The organism is Niabella insulisoli (assembly GCF_039652435.2).
Lineage (GTDB): Bacteria > Bacteroidota > Bacteroidia > Chitinophagales > Chitinophagaceae > Niabella > Niabella insulamsoli.
Genome location: NZ_CP190246.1, coordinates 2625296 through 2641192, shown reverse-complemented (window position 1 = coordinate 2641192; position 15897 = coordinate 2625296). Strand labels below are relative to the sequence as shown.

The following is a 15897-nucleotide window of genomic DNA, read 5'->3' as shown; positions in this document are numbered from 1 at the left end:
CGCCAATTCGTTTGTTTGCTTAAATTTGATGCAATGAATTATAGAAATTTCAGAGGAACGGGCATTGCCGAAATAGGGTTGGGAACCTGGCAGTTGGGCAGCGTGGACTGGGGCGCCGTGGACGAAGCGGCTGCCTTCAATATCTTAAGAGCATACACAGATGCGGGCGGTAATTTCGTTGACACGGCGGATGTGTACGGAATGGGAATAAGCGAATCGGTAATCGGAAAGTTCTTGAATGCCGTTGATAAAGACATTTTCGTTGCGACAAAGTTGGGCCGACGGCAGGATACCCCCGGCGGCTGGCAGCAGCATTTTTCCTACGACACCATGAAGCGGCATCTGGAAGATTCGCTAAAAAATCTCAATGTCAACTCACTGTTTCTTGAACAATTACATTGCATTCCGACAGAAGCCATGCGCGAGGGAAGCGTATTTAAACAGCTTAGAAAATTTCAGGAACAAGGCTTGATTCAGCATTGGGGCGCAAGTGTGGAAACGGTTGAGGAGGCGCTGATTTGTCTCGACCAGGAAGGATTGGCTTCTCTTCAAATCATATTCAATATATTCCGGCAGCATATTGCAGAGGAATTTTTTTCAAAAGCAAAGGAAAAGAACGTTGCCATCATCGTTCGCGTTCCGTTGGCCAGCGGATTATTGACAGGGAAATTTAGTGTAGAAACGGTATTTCCCGAGCAAGATCACCGTAACTATAATGCCGATGGAAGTGCATTTAATGCTGGCGAAACATTTTCTGGGATTCCGTTTGATAAAGGTATTGCGTTCGCAAACCAGATACAGCAGCATTTACCAGATAAAAGAATGGCACCGTGGGCGTTGAGATGGATTCTTGATCATCCCGAAGTGACTACCGTTATTCCCGGTGCTTCAAAGGTGGCCCATGTGCAATCAAATGTGAGTGCATCCGGCCTTCCTCCGTTAAGTGCTGCCATTCATCAGCAACTCAAAGCCATTTACGACGATCAAATAAGGGCGACTATAAGAGGGCATTATTAAACTGAATTACATTGAGTAGTCTGCGCCGATCGGGTCGCGCTCGTTTAATAACGTGGCACTTTGAATTGCCCGTTGGATATCACAACAGTGCCTTTCAATACGTTGGTGCCGCCACTGCTTTCATACCATCTCAAAGTGCCCGAAAATTTACCAACAATATAAGCCTCGGTGATTTCCGTAAATTCAATAAAGGCGGGTTCATAAAGATCAAACATATCTTGATCGCCTGCGCCGGCAGCTGAATAAAGCTGGCCGTTAGCGTCATAATATCCCATGGTAAACATGAAGCTGGGAAAGCTTGCTCCGGCGCCCGGGATATTGCAATAGTTTACACGGGTAGAAAAGCCTGTTTGATCCACCATGATGAAACTAAGCGTATTTTTTAAAGGTTGGTGCAGATCCTTCATCCCGGCCACATGAATGGTGTGATGCCCGGTTTTTCCGTCATAGGAAAGCGTGCCGGTAAGATTGATTTGCGCTTTCTGCATGGGGTATTCCAATTTTGTTTCGTTTACTTTAAATTCAAAATAATAATCTGGAGACCTGTCTGTTTGCGGATCGTTTTTAGAACATGCAAAAAAAGCAAGAACGATGAACAGCATCATGCTGGAAGTATTAAAAAATCGTTTCATTGTTGAAGGTTTAAAAGAATTTTTAAACATAATTATCACTGCCGGCCTTGTAGCGTCGAAGCGCAAAGCGCTTCATCGGTGCAGTGTTGATAAGCCTCTTTATAAGACTTTGGAAAATGCTTGTTTCAAAGGTAATGGAAGCGCCAAATGATAAAAGTCATAATGATTTTGCGGCGGCGCTGCTTGATTTTATGCCAGAGGAATTTTATTTTTCGCGTTATATGTTTTTGTATATCTTCAAGATAGTGGCAACTTGACGAGGGGTTCCAAACTCAGCCGGCTGCTTTTGGTAAAAGTTTAATGCAACTAACTGACTGTTGATTCCCGCTGCCTCCGGAATTTGATGAAATTTTATTTGAAATGGTTCGCAACAGTCCATCAAAAATATTTATTAAACCCGCTAAATAGCGACGGAATTGGCTAGTGATCAGCACGCTTACGCTCTACCTATTGGCCGTATCGGCCACATACTATTGTTGGCCGCTGCCGGCTTGCTGATCAACCTGTCGTGCAGTGGCCAACAGGTGCAGCATGAAATTGATTCCCTGGCGGTTTTGCTAAAGCAACATCCGCAAAAAGACACCGTGAGGGTCGCGCTATTGACGGAGCTGGCATTTAGCTATCATTTTGTGGATCCCGATAAGGGCTTGCAAATGGCGCAAGAAGCAGAACGCCTGGCAGATAAACTTCAATTTTCTCGGGGTAAGGCGATGGCCTGTAGTAGAAAAGGGATTAATTATTGGGCTAAAGGACAAGATTCGCTGTCGATGCTGGAGACGGCCAAGGCCCTGCGTATCTATGGTGAGCTGGGCGACCAGCTGAGTTATGCGAAAATGCTCAATAACCGGGCGATGAATTTTTTCGCCAGAGGGGTATATATCGATGCGCTGCGTGATCATGAAGAAGCATTGGGTATTTTTCAATCGCTTAATTACATTAATGGAATTAGACATTCATATAATAACATAGGAACGGTGTTTATGACCATCAACGATTATGAGCGCGCAATGGATGCGTACCTGTCAGGCTTTAGGGTGAAAGGGCAGGAGGACAAGGGGATGGAAGCGCATTTGCTCAATAATATAGGACTGGTACTTAAAAATCAGCGTCAGTATCACAAAGCCCTGGTTTATGAAAAGCGGGCCGCTCGATTGTATGAACTACAGGGCAATCGGCGCGGACAGGCGCAGTGCTACGCTAATATGGGTTCTATCTACGACTTATTGAAACAGCCAGCCCAGGCGCTGAAATATTACAATCGGTCACTTCAGATTAATCAACAGTTGAATAATCTATTTGGCATTGCGTCTGATAAAACCAATATTGGAATTACCCTAAAAGATTGGGGATCTGCGCAGGCTTCCCTCGTTCATCTTCAGGAAGCTTTACAACTCTACCGGGAGCTGAATGACAAAGGAAATCAATCGCTGGTGTTCATCGCATTGGCTGCCGCAAAAGACAGTTTGTCCGGGGACAGGAACTCAAAGATGAAAGTCTTGGAACTACAGCAGAATGCCCTTAAAATTGCAGTCGAAAGTAAGATTCCGCTAAGAGAAAGTGAAGCCTCTGAGGCAATTAGCCATACTTATAAGTCCCTTAAAAAGTACAAAGAGGCGCTTCAGGCGTATGAGCGTCATATTATACTCGATCGTTCCATATTTAATGAAGAGAAAGCGAGGGAGATAACCAGGAAACAGGTCTCCTTTGAATTCGAGAAGGCGCAGGAAGCTGCGTATGCCGAAGCCCGGAGACAAAAGGAGATGCGCAACGCAGCCATCATAGGCGGCGGCGGCTTGCTGCTGGCCGCGATTGTTGGGTTTGCATTTTATAAACGCCGTAAAGATTTGAAGGCGCAAAAGCAGGAAGCAGAATACAGAAGGCTGATCGCCGAAACCGAACTTCAGGTGCTGAGAAGTCAGTTAAATCCTCATTTTATTTTTAATTCCCTGAATTCGATTGGGGACTATATCGGAAAGCGCGACCGCCGTGAAAGCCAAAACTATCTGGCCGATTTTGCTCAACTCATGCGCATGACGTTGGAATATGCTTATCAGGCTGAGATTTCCCTGCGTGAAGATTTAGAATTTCTCAAGCTTTATCTCGATCTGGAGAAAAAGCGGCTCACGGCTCGGTTCGATTATCATATCTTGGTGCCGGATGATATAGACCAGGACAACGTGTTGCTGCCGCCCCTGCTTTTTCAGCCTTTCATCGAAAACAGCATTAAACATGGGTTTTCCGGCTTGGACGCCAACGGGTTAATAACGATTACGATGCATCAGAAAAATGAGCAACTTGTTTGCACTGTTGATGACAATGGAAAGGGAATGAGAAGTTTAAGGCGCTATGGCGGCCGGCATCCACGAGGCTTGTCGATTTCAAAGAGAAGAGTAACTTTATTTGCCCGTCAGCATAAAAGCACAGGTGAGGTGAAAATCGTTGAGAAACCCGAAACGCAGGGCACGCTGGTGGTCGTCACTTTACCGCTGGTGCTTCGCTTTTAAAATCACAGATAATGACAATCGTAATCGTAGATGATGAGCAGCATTGTGTGGCCAGTCTTCTGGCCTTGCTGGAGCCCGAAATACGCAAAGGAGGCCGGGTGAACGTGTTTAGCACAGTAAATGAGGCGGTAGTCGGAATTGACAGCCTGCGGCCGGAAATTTTATTCCTGGATATTCAACTTCAGGATCAGACGGGTTTTGATGTATTGCAAAAAGTGTCGTTTAAAGAATTTAGCCTTATTTTCACTACGGCGTATGAACAATATGCTGTCACCGCTTTTAAATTTAGCGCAATCGATTATCTGCTGAAGCCTGTTTCACATAGAGATCTTAATCACGCGCTTCAACAAGCTAAGCAAAAGTTGAAAGAACGGCAGTTTGCGGAAAAACTTGATGTGCTTTTCTCCCATTTGCCGCCCACAAAAGGGGCAAAGAAGATAAGCATTGCAACGATGGATGGCTATGTTTTTCTCGATATATCACAGATCATCCGATGTCAGGCAGATATCAATTATACTTATATCTTTACCACAGACGGGCAAAAACACACCCTTTCGAAAACCTTAAAGCATTTTGAGGATTTGTTAAGTGCTCATCGTTTCTTCCGCGTGCACAATTCGCATCTCATCAACCTTGACCACGTATCAAAATACCATAAAGGAAAAGGCGGCTATGTAACCTTGTCAGATGGCTCCGTAGTAGAGGTTGCGACCCGAAGAAGAGAGGCGTTTTTGCTTTCCCTGAATTTGACTGAATGGTAAAATATGGATCTGCCTGCCGGGTAAAACAAAGTTTGCTGGGGTTGAAATTCGCCCGGTTGGTTTAATCAGCGGTAGCCAAAGGCCGTCGGGTGTTGGAGGCGGAAATTTATTTGGATCAAAATAGTACGGCTTGCAGCCTTTTTAGAAAATACGGTTATGAAAGAAAGGATAGTGTACAAAATTCCGCTCAGGCAAATAGCGGTAACAATAATTTTTGCCGGTATGTTGTCTCATTCCGCCGGGGCGCAGCAAAGGCTTTATGGAAATGCCTTTCCGCTGGGAGATATCGAATTGTTAGATGGGCCATTTAAGCATGCCCGCGATCTGAATATTGAAGTCTTGCTCCAATACGATGTGGAGCGTTTGCTGGCGGGCTACAGAAAAGAAGCCGGTCTTCCGGAAAAAGCTGCGCGGTATCCTAACTGGGAAGGCTTGGATGGTCATGTAGGCGGCCACTATTTGTCGGCGCTGGCGATAAATTATGCGGCCACCGGCAATAAGGAATGCGGGCAGCGAATGCAGCATATGGTCGATGAATTAAAATCCTGCCAGAACGCTAACGCTATAAAATATCCCGATTGGGGAAAAGGCTACGCAGGCGCGGTTCCCAACGGCCCGGGCCTGTGGCCCAAAATAAAATCCGGTGATATTGCGGCGGTGTGGAAGTATTGGGTGCCCTGGTATAATGTGCATAAAACTTATGCGGGCTTAAGGGATGCCTGGTTATATGCAGGAAGTGAAGATGCCCGGAATGTGTTTTTGAAGTTCTGCGACTGGGCGATCGACCTGACCACTACACTGTCCGAAAAGCAGATGCAGCAGATGTTGGATAACGAGCATGGTGGCATGAACGAAATTTTTGCCGACGCCTACCAGATGACGGGCGATAAAAAGTATCTTGTCGCCGCCCGGAGATTTTCACATCATGAGTTGTTATATCCTTTAGAAAAGAGGATCGATAATCTGGATAATAAGCATGCCAATACACAGGTGCCCAAAGCGATAGGTTTTGAACGTATTGGTGAACTTGCTCACGATGATCCGTATAAAAATGCTGGCCGTTTCTTCTGGGAAACCGTTTCGGGTACGCGATCACTGTCGCTGGGAGGGAACAGCCGACGAGAATTTTTTCCAGGCGCGGCATCTTGTTACGATTTTGTAAATGAAGTGGAAGGTCCTGAAAGTTGTAACACCTATAATATGTTGAAACTGTCGCAGGCGCTTTTCCGGTTACAACCAGAAGCGCGCTATATGGACTTTTACGAGCGGGGATTGTATAATCATATACTGTCCACCCAGCACCCCGGGCATGGCGGCTATGTTTATTTTACGCCAGCGCGCCCACGTCATTATCGTGTGTATTCAGCCCCAAACGAGGCTATGTGGTGTTGTGTGGGCAGCGGCATGGAAAATCATGGAAAATATGGCGAACAGATCTTTACCCATTGTAGTGATTCGCTGTTCCTGAATCTTTTTATTGCAGCATCCCTCAATTGGAAAGCGAAAGGGGTTACCTTAAAGCAGGAAACTTCATTTCCTGACGAGGCACAAACCCAATTGACCATTACCGGCGGTTCGTCTAAATTCACGCTAATGGTGCGCTATCCTTCCTGGGTGGAAAAAGGTGCGCTGAAAATCCTGGTCAATGGGAAGCCCGTCACTTATGCGCAACAGCCTTCTTCTTATATCAGCATCACCCGGATTTGGAAAAAAGGAGATGTGGTTAACGTGTTGCTGCCGATGCGCACGACGATCGAACATATGCCTAACGTCAAAGAATATATAGCGATCATGCGCGGACCGATTCTTTTAGCGGCAAAAACCGGAAAAGAAGATTTAGTTGGGCTGGTGGCCGGTGATGGGCGTTGGGGACATATTGCGGGCGGCGAAAAACTGCCGGTCGATAAAGCGCCCATATTGATTAATGAGCAAATTGAGCAGATCGCTAACAATCTTGTGCCGGTAGAAGGCAGGCCGATGGTGTTTACTTTTAAACAACAAAAAATAATTAATAAGGAACAACTTGTTTTGGAGCCCTTTTTTCGCATCCACGATGCGCGTTACATGATGTATTGGATGGCGCTCACCCCGCGTGACTATAAACACTATATCGATTCGATTGCGGCTTTGGAAAAAATCAGGTTGGATATTGAGAAGCGAACGGTAGACTTTGTAGCGCCCGGAGAGCAGCAACCCGAGGCGGATCATCAAATGTTTTCAGAAAAGTCGCGAAAAGGCGTAGCGCATAACAGCGCTTTTCGCGAAGCTTCTGACGGCGGGTATTTTAGTTATTTGCTTTCCACCGGCGGTAAAGATAAGCTTGCGTTATCGCTGAAATATTGGGGTGCAGATTGGAATAGCCGAAAGTTCGACATTTATATTGACGATGAAAAATTGATTGCTATTGACAATACGAACAAATGGAATCAGTCGAGGTTTTTTGAGGCGGCGTATGAAATCCCCCAGGCCATGCTAAAAGGAAAAAGCCAGGTTCGCGTCAGGTTTCAGGCAATGCAAGATGCACCTACAAGCCCTATTTATCATATACGTTTGATCACTTCTAAACCGTAAAGATCGAGGCCGTTCAACCCGGCTCGCGCCAGTTTAAAAAATAAGGTTTAGTGCTTTTCAGCAAATTGGTGTTGTAATTTTTAGTAAGTTTAGCAATGGCAATTTTTCGGTTGTGTGGAAGGAGTTTAATGTAGGGGCGACGCCCGATCGATTCTCACTTAACGATTCAAAGCTTATTAGATATGAATAAAAAAGTAGAAAAAGCAATCTGGCTTTGTTTTGCTTGTATGCCGCTGCTTATGGCTTGCAGTAGTTCAAAGCCAGCCGCACATGCAACGTCTTCGCTCAAAGAGGTTTTTCAAGATGATTTTTTAATCGGCGCTGCTTTGAGCTGGACTCAGATTGCGGAAAAAGACGCTGTTGCCATTCCTGTTATTCGGCAACAGTTTAATGCCGCCACTCCCGAAAATGTGATGAAGGCAGAGAAGCTCGTTACTTCCTGGGGAAACTATGATTTTACGCAAGCCGACAGGTTTATCGACTATGCAAAGAAAAATAACCTGGCGGTGAATGCCCACACGTTAATCTGGCACAGCCAGATGCCGGCTTTCGCCAAACGTATACAAAACGTCGATTCTTTCCGGACTTTCTTCTCAGAACATATAAAAAAAGTGGCGGGCCGCTATAGCGGCAAAGTGCAGTCCTGGGATGTCGTAAATGAGGCTTTAAACGAAGATGGGAGCCTGCGCCAATCGCCCTTTCTGAATCTTTTGGGAGAACAATATTTAATCGATGCTTTTCAATTGGCCAATGCCGCTTCTCCCCAGACCGATTTGTACTACAATGATTATAATAATGAGCAGCCCAGGAAAAGAGCGGGTTGTATTGCGATTGTAAAAATGATTCAGCAGGCAGGAGGAAAGATCGATGGCGTGGGCATTCAGGGCCATTGGCATTTAGGAAAAGTGCCTTTCAAAGAAATCGAAGAAAGCATATTGGCCTACGCGGCGCTAGGTGTAAAAGTGGCCATTACAGAGTTGGATATCGAAGTGCTGCCGCGCAATTTTACGGGCGCAGAAGTGAGTCAGCGTATGAAAGCCGATGCTAACTCAAACCCTTATGTGAGCGGTTTGCCTGAAAACCTGCAGCAGCAATTGGCGGATGATTATAGCCGGCTGTTTCAGTTGTTTGTAAAGCATAAAGATAAAATTTCGAGAGTAACATTTTGGGGCGTCCACGATGGACAAAGCTGGCTTAACAACTGGCCGGTGCCCGGAAGGACAAATTATCCTTTATTATTCGACAGAAAAGGCCAACCCAAACCTGCCTTTTATAGTGTCATTGCAACAAAGAAAAAATAGTCATCAATAATGGATACTGCTGCTTCAAGATCTCAAAAACTTACCGTTGTTGAAAAAATTGGCTACAGCCTGGGCGATCTGGCGGCCAACCTGGTTTTTCAGACCTTGGTAACCTACCTGGCTTTTTTTTACACGGATATTTATGGCCTTAAGGCAGAAGATGCATCTGTCATTACATTGATTGTGGGATTGGTTGCGGGTTTTGTTTTTAATCCCGTTGTCGGGGCTATAGCCGACAGGACGCGTTCAAAATGGGGAAAGTTCAGGCCCTGGATCTTGCTTACGGCGGTGCCCTTGGGCATTTGTGCACTACTGGCTTTTAGCACACCCGATTTTTCTTACAAAGGCAAAATGATTTATGCCGCGGCTACCTATTCGCTGCTGCTGCTGTTATACGCTGCGAACAACCTGCCTTATGCAGCCTTGAGCGGCGTCATTACCGGAAACATGGCGGAAAGAAACAGCCTTTCATCCTATCGTTTTGTAGCGGTTATGTTTGCGCAGTTTTTTGTGCAGGTGTTTATGCTTCCCATCATCTTATCAGTAGGGCAGGGGGATAAGGCCGCGGGAATCGAATCTGTGATGACCTGGCTGGCTGTACTGGGAACGGTGATGCTTTTGATTACATTTTTCGCAACGAAAGAAAGAGTGGTTCCTACCGCTGCACAAGAGTCGGGGTTGAAAGAAGACTTAAAAGATCTTTTCCGCAACCGGCCATGGATGATCATGTTGCTGGTGACGACTTTGGTTTTTATAACGCTGGCAATGAAGGGTGGTGCTTATGTTTATTATTTTAATAATTATGTGGACGAAGGCAGGCTGCACTCTTTTATCGCGCCTGTTACCGCTTTTTTTGACTCGATAGGGCTAAACTTTTTTGGTAAAGATCCCAGGTCAGCGGGCTTTGGGCTTTTCAACGCGGGCGGTATTGTCATGATGATAGTCGGCATTACTTTTTCCAAAAGGCTGGCTGATAAGTTTGGAAAGCGGGATGTCTTTCTGGCCTCCCTTTTTATCTCAACACTCTTTATACTTTTCTTTATTTTCTATCCGCCCCAGTCGATCTGGCTGATGTTTTTATCGCAAATGCTTCATGGCTTTTTTTATGGAATTAGTACGCCGTTGCTGTGGGCGATGATTGCAGATGTTGCTGACTATTCAGAATGGAAAAATAACCGGCGTGCGACCGCCATCATTTTTTCCGCAATGATGGTTGGTTTGAAGGTCGGATTAAGTGTGGGTAGCGCATTAGTAGCTTCTATCATTGGGCGCTATGGCTATATTTCCAGCGAGGGCGATCAAACCATGCTGCAACCTGAAACGGTGGCCACCGGCGCTAAGATGCTTGTAAGCCTGTTTCCTGCTGTTCTATTTTTCGCTGCCTGCGGATTATTATTTTTCTATTCAATCAATAAGAAAATGGAAGTGCAAATTGAAGGCGATTTGAAACAAAAGCGGCGTCAATTGTAAATGAAACAGCCGGGAAACTCTCTTTAATAAAAATCTATAAACTGATAACATGCCTGAAGATAGTTTATCACATATCGACTTTGACGCATTAGATCGTGAAGCGATTTCGAAGCCGTTGGTTGATCATATTTATACGGCTGATCCGTCGGCTCATGTTTTTAATGGGAAGATTTATATTTATCCGTCACACGATGTAGACGCCGGAGCGGCTTTCGATGACCTGGGCAGCCATTTTGCAATGGAGGATTATCATGTAATATCGATGGATACGCCGGACGGCGAAGCAAAAGACCATGGCGTCGCGCTCCATGTTAAGGACGTACCCTGGGCCGCACGGCAAATGTGGGCGCCCGATGCGCAGCAAAAAGATGATAAGTATTATTTGTTCTTTCCCGCTAAGGACCATGAGGGTATTTTTAGAATCGGTGTTGCGACAGCTGATGCACCCGAGGGCCCTTTTGTACCGCAGCCGCAGCCTATTAAAGACAGCTTTTCAATTGATCCGGCAGTTTTTAAAGACGACGACGGGAGCTATTATATGTATTTCGGCGGCATTTGGGGCGGACAGCTACAACGCTGGCGCGGCGGCCGTTTTAATAACGACCAGCAAGAAAATCCGACCGCGCACTTGCCCGCAGCCAACGAGCCGGCTTTATGTGCAAAAATTGCAAAGCTTGCGGATGATCTGTTGGCATTCGCAGGCCCTGTTAAAGACGTGGTGATACTTGATGAAAATGGAATGCCCTTGTTGCAGGGCGATGTGGATAGACGCTTTTTTGAAGCGAGCTGGCTGCATAAGTATAATGGCACATATTATTTTTCTTACTCAACAGGCGATACGCATTTCATTTGCTATGCCATCGGCGATAGTCCCTACGGGCCGTTTACTTACGCCGGTAGGATTTTAAACCCCGTGGTGGGCTGGACTTCTCATCATTCTATTTGCGAGTTTGAAGGGGCGTGGTACTTGTTCTATCACGACAGTAGCTTGAGCAGAGGCGTCACGCATTTGCGCAGCATTAAAGTAGCTTTGCTAGCCCATGATCCGGACGGACGAATTGAAACTATAAATCCATACGGCGATTTGAAATTTTAGTTGCATATATGTACTATAAAGCATACTGACCTAACAGGCGTGCTCAATCGGTCAGCTGAAAAATAAAAATTGTTACAATGTAAAAATATTTCGAACCTAGATAAGTGTTTAACGTTTGAATATGCTCTTTCATCGAATAATTTCTATTCTTCGTCGAAATTATGAACCGCTGAGACCCAATTAAAACATTTTTGTAGCAAAACTGACAAATCATTTTCAATTCGTCAGCCGCTATTAATTTATTGTTGCATGAAAGGTCTCTTTAAACCAGTTGTTAGTGCGTTATTTATTATTTTTTTTGTCGGAAGCGTCGGGAAGCCGTCTTGGGGTCAAACTGCAAGTTGTCCTATTGTAAGTGCTACGGATCCGGATGCTGATAACGATGGTGTTCCCAATAGTATTGATGTTGATGAAGATAATGACGGCATTGCTGACAATATCGAACGTGCATGCAGTGCTGTTAACTTTCCTTCCAGTGGAGTGTTCACCAATAGGCAACTGGGGACAACAGGTTTTACAAGCATGTCGAGTACAATCTTTGACCCTGCTTTTAAAACAGATGCATCGCCTGTCGGTCTTTCAAACGGCGAACTCAGCATGATTGTAACGACGTCTACCGCATCTGTTCCGCATTATAGTTCTCACAGGTTTAGCTTTACACAAAGCGTCGAAGTGTCTATTGGCATCCCCAGCCGGGGTAACTATTTCTTTACTACAGACGAAGATGATATTTTTATAGCTGAGGCCGGAGGGTTTGTGGAAGTCTACGATCCGTTAAATCAGCTTTTGGTTCAAACGGATGGTGCGGGAACTTTCATGGGCGGCACTTATTACAGAAGTTCGATTAATGGTCGGCTTTCAATAAGAATTAATACTGCTAATTTACAAGCCGGGAAAAGCGCCTATCAATTTAATGATGGAACAAATACCATAAGCGCGAATGCCGCGTCCAATGGCGCCTTTTATATAAAATATTATGGTAGTCAATTTCGCTGGACTTTAGTTAATAGAAGCACGAAAGACAACAACGGCGCTACGTTCCGGTTTAATGTTTGTGCTCCTGAAGACACAGACGGCGATGGAGTGCCGAATCAATTAGATCTTGACAGTGACAATGATGGAATTCCCGATGCGATAGAAGCAAGTGGTAACAGGAATTTGTCTTTGGTAAACAGTCGCCTATCCTATGATGCCGGGTCAGACGTTACAAACCCAACGAGTGGCTGCAAAACGGGTAGCCCTGCTCAGCAGTTTACACCAGTGAATTCTGATGCATCAACGTCAATGCCCGATACGACACCTGATTATCTGGACCTGAATAGCGACGGCGACGGATGTCCTGATTCGCAAGAAGCCCGTATTTCATCAGGTGCTAATACGACCGGTTTTACTCAAGACAATGCCACTGACGACGGGCTTACTTCAGCGGGTGGCGTTGTTCCGCCAGATGATTTGTGGAAAACATTTTCGAGTGATTGCGCCAGTGCTTTGCCGGTGAATTTTGGAGCCATTGATGCATCGGTAAAGGACGGTATTTTACTTATAAGATGGCAAACGCTGTCGGAAAATAACAATAGTAGGTTTGAAATGCAATTATCTGTCGACGGTGAGCACTTTTCAAAAGTTGGTACCGTTTTTTCGAAAGCGTCTGACGGATACTCAAATTTAACTTTGGATTATGAGTTTAACATGGAGCTCAGCGACTTTTCACCATTGTTGGGATGGGGCGGTTTGATGGCTCTCTTCTTTACCGGTGTGATGGGTGCGTGCCGAAAAAGGAGACTAATTGTTGCTTTAATTTTTGGAGTAACACTATTTTCCTTTTCCTGTCAGAAAAACGATGCACCTATAAAGCTGGGGGAACAAAAACATGTTTTTGTAAGGGTAGCTCAAATTGATAAAAACGGCGATATAAAGTACTCTAATACTTATAAAGTCGACATGGAATAGCCCTGCGGCCGAAGAACTTTTTACGTTAATACAATTTTTTTTAGCAAAACTTTTAAACCACCGGTAGTCGATGTCAGCACCGGTCAATCAGCCTAGCCGGACAGCGATGCTTCCTCAAACTTCCGATATGAGAAGCATATAGAACATCTCTGCTTAAATGATTTTTTGCTTTAATCCTTGAAGGTAGCGTTTGATTCTGGACAGCGATAAATATATCGCGCGGCATTTCCCTTTTGTCACAGCGCAGCGGCTATGTTTTTTTCAAAATCCAGCTCCAGTATTATCGATTCGTGGGCCTTGGTTATATCAGAAAGGTCAATTTGCACAGCGTTTTTATTTTGTGTGAATCGAGCGCGCCCTCCTGTCAAGGTTTTTATTTGTCTGATTTTATTGTCAATGGCAGGTAGTTGGATCGTTCGGGTCTGGTCTCCGGTTATGTGCACAAAGACTTTGTTTTCGCGATAAGTACTGCCACCCCAGGCTTCTGGTTTCCAGGGTCCGCCTTTCGTGTTATAAATGGTGTGTCCAAAATCTTTCAGCCATGCACCGACTTCTTCCAGTCTGTTTACCTGTGCCGGATCAAACATGCCTTCCCATTTAGGCCCCCAACTCAGTAGCATGTTTCCGTTACCGCAGGCCGTTGCGGTAAGCATTTCAATCAATTTTTCCTTCGATTTGACCGGCGTGTTGGACCAGGACCAGGAGTCGCAAAGCGTCACACAGCTTTCCCAGGGCCGCAGTTGATGCATGCCAATCTTTTGCTCAGGTGTATCAAAATCCCCGGGTAGCGAAGCCCGGTTGTTGATGATAATGCCGGGCTGTAGCGTCCTGATCATTCGGGTTAGCCGTTCGGCATCCCACATATTGGCCGTAAACATGCCGCCCCACCAGCAGGCGTCGAACCAAAATATATCCACCTTGCCATAATTGGTACACAACTCTCTGACAGCATTAAATTGATAGTCGATGTATTTTTGATGGCGTGGCGCGGGTTTAACTGCTGCGCCTCCCGTTTTTGATTTATAAAACGGAGGGCCGCTTACACGCTCGGCAGCGCTGGTGTCAACAGGGGCGTAATCGGGATGATACCAGTCTCGCTGGGAATAGTAAATGCCGAATTTCATTCCTGCTTCATGGCAGGCGTCTGCAATTTCTTTTAAATAGTCGCGGCCAAATGGCGTATTGGTTACTTTGAAATCAGAATATTTGGTATCCCATAAATGAAAACCGTCATGATGTTTGGCGATGGTGACGATATATTTCATGCCCGCTTTTTGGGCGATGCGCACCCATTCTTTTGCGTCGAAATTGGGAAGCCTGAAGTAGTCGGGATATTTTACCCAAACAGAATCGGCTATGGGACCGTGGCCCTGGTCTGGAGCTTTCCGCGTATAACACATACCCCAGCTCAGGTCTTTGCCGATATAAGTGGAAAGGCCAAAATGGATAAACATGCCGTACCGGGCCTCTTTAAACCATCTCATATCTTCGGAAGAAGCGAAATTGCTGGCATCCCATGCTTCGGGTGTGAATTTCTGAAACAGATACCATGCGGTGTTTTTCTCTTCTCCATGGCCTCTAACAGACCATTGTGCTGCTAATTGTATGCACATCGTAAAAAAAAACAGAGAAATCGTTAGTTGTTTCATTCGATTGGTTTTGGATTTGCAAAAGTTATATCAGGTTTCCTGCTTTTCGCATGAAGCAGGCCTTCTAAGATTGAGCCGGCCCTTAGGTCGATTGTATTACATAATTCCGAATTTATCAAAAGCATCGACCGTACTCATGCCTTTTTCAAGCGCCTTCTTCACTAATTTTTCTCCTCTTGATTTTTCTATGGCCTTGGAGAAGGCTTCATCTGCAATGTTTTGGGGTACGACCACTACGCCATCCCTGTCTCCAAAGATGATGTCGCCCATATTGATAGTGACACCATTAATGGTAATCGGAATGCCATAAGCGATAACGCGGCCTCTCGACCCCTGGTCCTGGGCATAGGTGCCTTTTGAAAAAGTGGGAAAGTTAAGATTTAATAACTCGTTTGTATCTCGGGAATACCCGTTGACGAGCGCTCCCGCAGCTTTAAGTTGCAACGCTCTTGTACTCATTAATCCACCCCACAAAGCGTATGCGGACGTGGCTCCTGTGCAAGTGTAGACGTCATTGGGTTTCATATTATCAAGCGCTTCAAACATTAAGCCGAAGGGTTTATTTAAGGCTGGGTTGCTCGACGGGATAGCGACTGCTTCGCTAAGATCCGCTTCAAGCACCGTATAAGCGCGCCCGATCAAAACCATATGACCTGCAATTGGCTTAATTTCTGGATGCAAAAATTGGTTTAATCTGCCCATCCGATCAAGAATATCACCCACCAGGGCGGGAAAGAGCTCTGTTTTTGCAATTTCAAATAATTCGTCATCGTTTTGCCATGATTTCATAGTTTATTGATTTTAAAGTTTCGTCAAGAAGCTGACGACCGGAAAATAAATACAAAGCAAATCAAAAATCGAAGATAGTTCTCATAATATATTGATACATTATAATGAAATATTAGCTTTTTTGATCGTAGAGAAATATTTTGTTTTTATCCTCAAC

11 protein-coding genes are annotated in these 15897 nt (G+C 45.2%); 8 read left to right on the top strand and 3 right to left on the bottom strand.

What is annotated here, in order from left to right; genetic code table 11:
• Positions 1-33: 33 nt before the first annotated feature.
• A complete protein-coding gene (locus tag ABDK00_RS10870) occupies positions 34-1017 on the top strand; it encodes an aldo/keto reductase (protein WP_346239230.1) in 984 nt (327 codons plus the stop codon).
• A gap of 44 nt (positions 1018-1061) precedes the next feature.
• On the opposite strand, the gene ABDK00_RS10865 is transcribed toward ABDK00_RS10870, so the two are convergent.
• The gene (locus ABDK00_RS10865; protein ID WP_346239229.1) at positions 1062-1649 is read right to left on the bottom strand and encodes a hypothetical protein; all 588 of its coding nucleotides are present in this window, start codon (positions 1647-1649) and stop codon (positions 1062-1064) included.
• A gap of 416 nt (positions 1650-2065) precedes the next feature.
• Between ABDK00_RS10865 and ABDK00_RS10860 the strand changes: the two genes are divergently transcribed.
• The 7 genes from ABDK00_RS10860 to ABDK00_RS10830 all read left to right on the top strand — a co-directional run bounded on the left by ABDK00_RS10860 (position 2066) and on the right by ABDK00_RS10830 (position 13302).
• Positions 2066-4153 carry a tetratricopeptide repeat-containing sensor histidine kinase gene (locus tag ABDK00_RS10860; protein WP_346239228.1) on the top strand — a complete coding sequence of 696 codons (2088 nt, stop codon included), beginning with the start codon at positions 2066-2068 and terminating at the stop codon, positions 4151-4153.
• Between the two features lie 11 nt (positions 4154-4164).
• Entirely contained in the window at positions 4165-4914 is a 750-nt protein-coding gene (locus ABDK00_RS10855; RefSeq protein ID WP_346239227.1) for a LytTR family DNA-binding domain-containing protein, read from the top strand.
• A 156-nt stretch (positions 4915-5070) separates the two neighbouring features.
• The gene (locus tag ABDK00_RS10850) at positions 5071-7485 is read left to right on the top strand and encodes a glycoside hydrolase family 127 protein (RefSeq protein ID WP_346239226.1); all 2415 of its coding nucleotides are present in this window, start codon (positions 5071-5073) and stop codon (positions 7483-7485) included.
• Between the two features lie 182 nt (positions 7486-7667).
• Positions 7668-8786 carry an endo-1,4-beta-xylanase gene (locus ABDK00_RS10845; RefSeq protein WP_346239225.1) on the top strand — a complete coding sequence of 373 codons (1119 nt, stop codon included), beginning with the start codon at positions 7668-7670 and terminating at the stop codon, positions 8784-8786.
• A gap of 9 nt (positions 8787-8795) precedes the next feature.
• Positions 8796-10256 (top strand): MFS transporter, encoded by a 1461-nt coding sequence (locus ABDK00_RS10840; RefSeq protein ID WP_346239224.1) that lies wholly within the window; start codon positions 8796-8798, stop codon positions 10254-10256.
• 49 nt (positions 10257-10305) lie between these two features.
• Positions 10306-11352: a glycoside hydrolase family 43 protein gene (locus ABDK00_RS10835; RefSeq protein WP_346239223.1), complete on the top strand. Its 1047-nt coding sequence runs from the start codon at positions 10306-10308 to the stop codon at positions 11350-11352.
• 249 nt (positions 11353-11601) lie between these two features.
• A complete protein-coding gene (locus ABDK00_RS10830; RefSeq protein ID WP_346239222.1) occupies positions 11602-13302 on the top strand; it encodes a hypothetical protein in 1701 nt (566 codons plus the stop codon).
• 236 nt (positions 13303-13538) lie between these two features.
• Here the strand turns inward: ABDK00_RS10830 and ABDK00_RS10825 are convergent, their stop codons facing one another.
• Both ABDK00_RS10825 and ABDK00_RS10820 read right to left on the bottom strand, forming a co-directional pair.
• Positions 13539-14951, bottom strand: coding sequence for an alpha-L-fucosidase (locus ABDK00_RS10825; protein ID WP_346239221.1), 1413 nt, complete (start codon positions 14949-14951; stop codon positions 13539-13541).
• 96 nt (positions 14952-15047) lie between these two features.
• Positions 15048-15740 carry an RraA family protein gene (locus ABDK00_RS10820; RefSeq protein WP_346239220.1) on the bottom strand — a complete coding sequence of 231 codons (693 nt, stop codon included), beginning with the start codon at positions 15738-15740 and terminating at the stop codon, positions 15048-15050.
• Between the last annotated feature and the right edge of the window lie 157 nt (positions 15741-15897).

Bases quoted from the DNA above. Each gene is read 5' to 3' on its own strand.
- ABDK00_RS10870 (WP_346239230.1), top strand. From the start codon at position 34: ATGAATTATAGAAATTTCAGAGGAACGGGCATTGCCGAAATAGGGTTG.
- ABDK00_RS10865 (WP_346239229.1), bottom strand. From the start codon at position 1,649: ATGAAACGATTTTTTAATACTTCCAGCATGATGCTGTTCATCGTTCTT.
- ABDK00_RS10855 (WP_346239227.1), top strand. From the start codon at position 4,165: ATGACAATCGTAATCGTAGATGATGAGCAGCATTGTGTGGCCAGTCTT.
- ABDK00_RS10850 (WP_346239226.1), top strand. From the start codon at position 5,071: ATGAAAGAAAGGATAGTGTACAAAATTCCGCTCAGGCAAATAGCGGTA.
- ABDK00_RS10845 (WP_346239225.1), top strand. From the start codon at position 7,668: ATGAATAAAAAAGTAGAAAAAGCAATCTGGCTTTGTTTTGCTTGTATG.
- ABDK00_RS10840 (WP_346239224.1), top strand. From the start codon at position 8,796: ATGGATACTGCTGCTTCAAGATCTCAAAAACTTACCGTTGTTGAAAAA.
- ABDK00_RS10835 (WP_346239223.1), top strand. From the start codon at position 10,306: ATGCCTGAAGATAGTTTATCACATATCGACTTTGACGCATTAGATCGT.
- ABDK00_RS10830 (WP_346239222.1), top strand. From the start codon at position 11,602: ATGAAAGGTCTCTTTAAACCAGTTGTTAGTGCGTTATTTATTATTTTT.
- ABDK00_RS10825 (WP_346239221.1), bottom strand. From the start codon at position 14,951: ATGAAACAACTAACGATTTCTCTGTTTTTTTTTACGATGTGCATACAA.
- ABDK00_RS10820 (WP_346239220.1), bottom strand. From the start codon at position 15,740: ATGAAATCATGGCAAAACGATGACGAATTATTTGAAATTGCAAAAACA.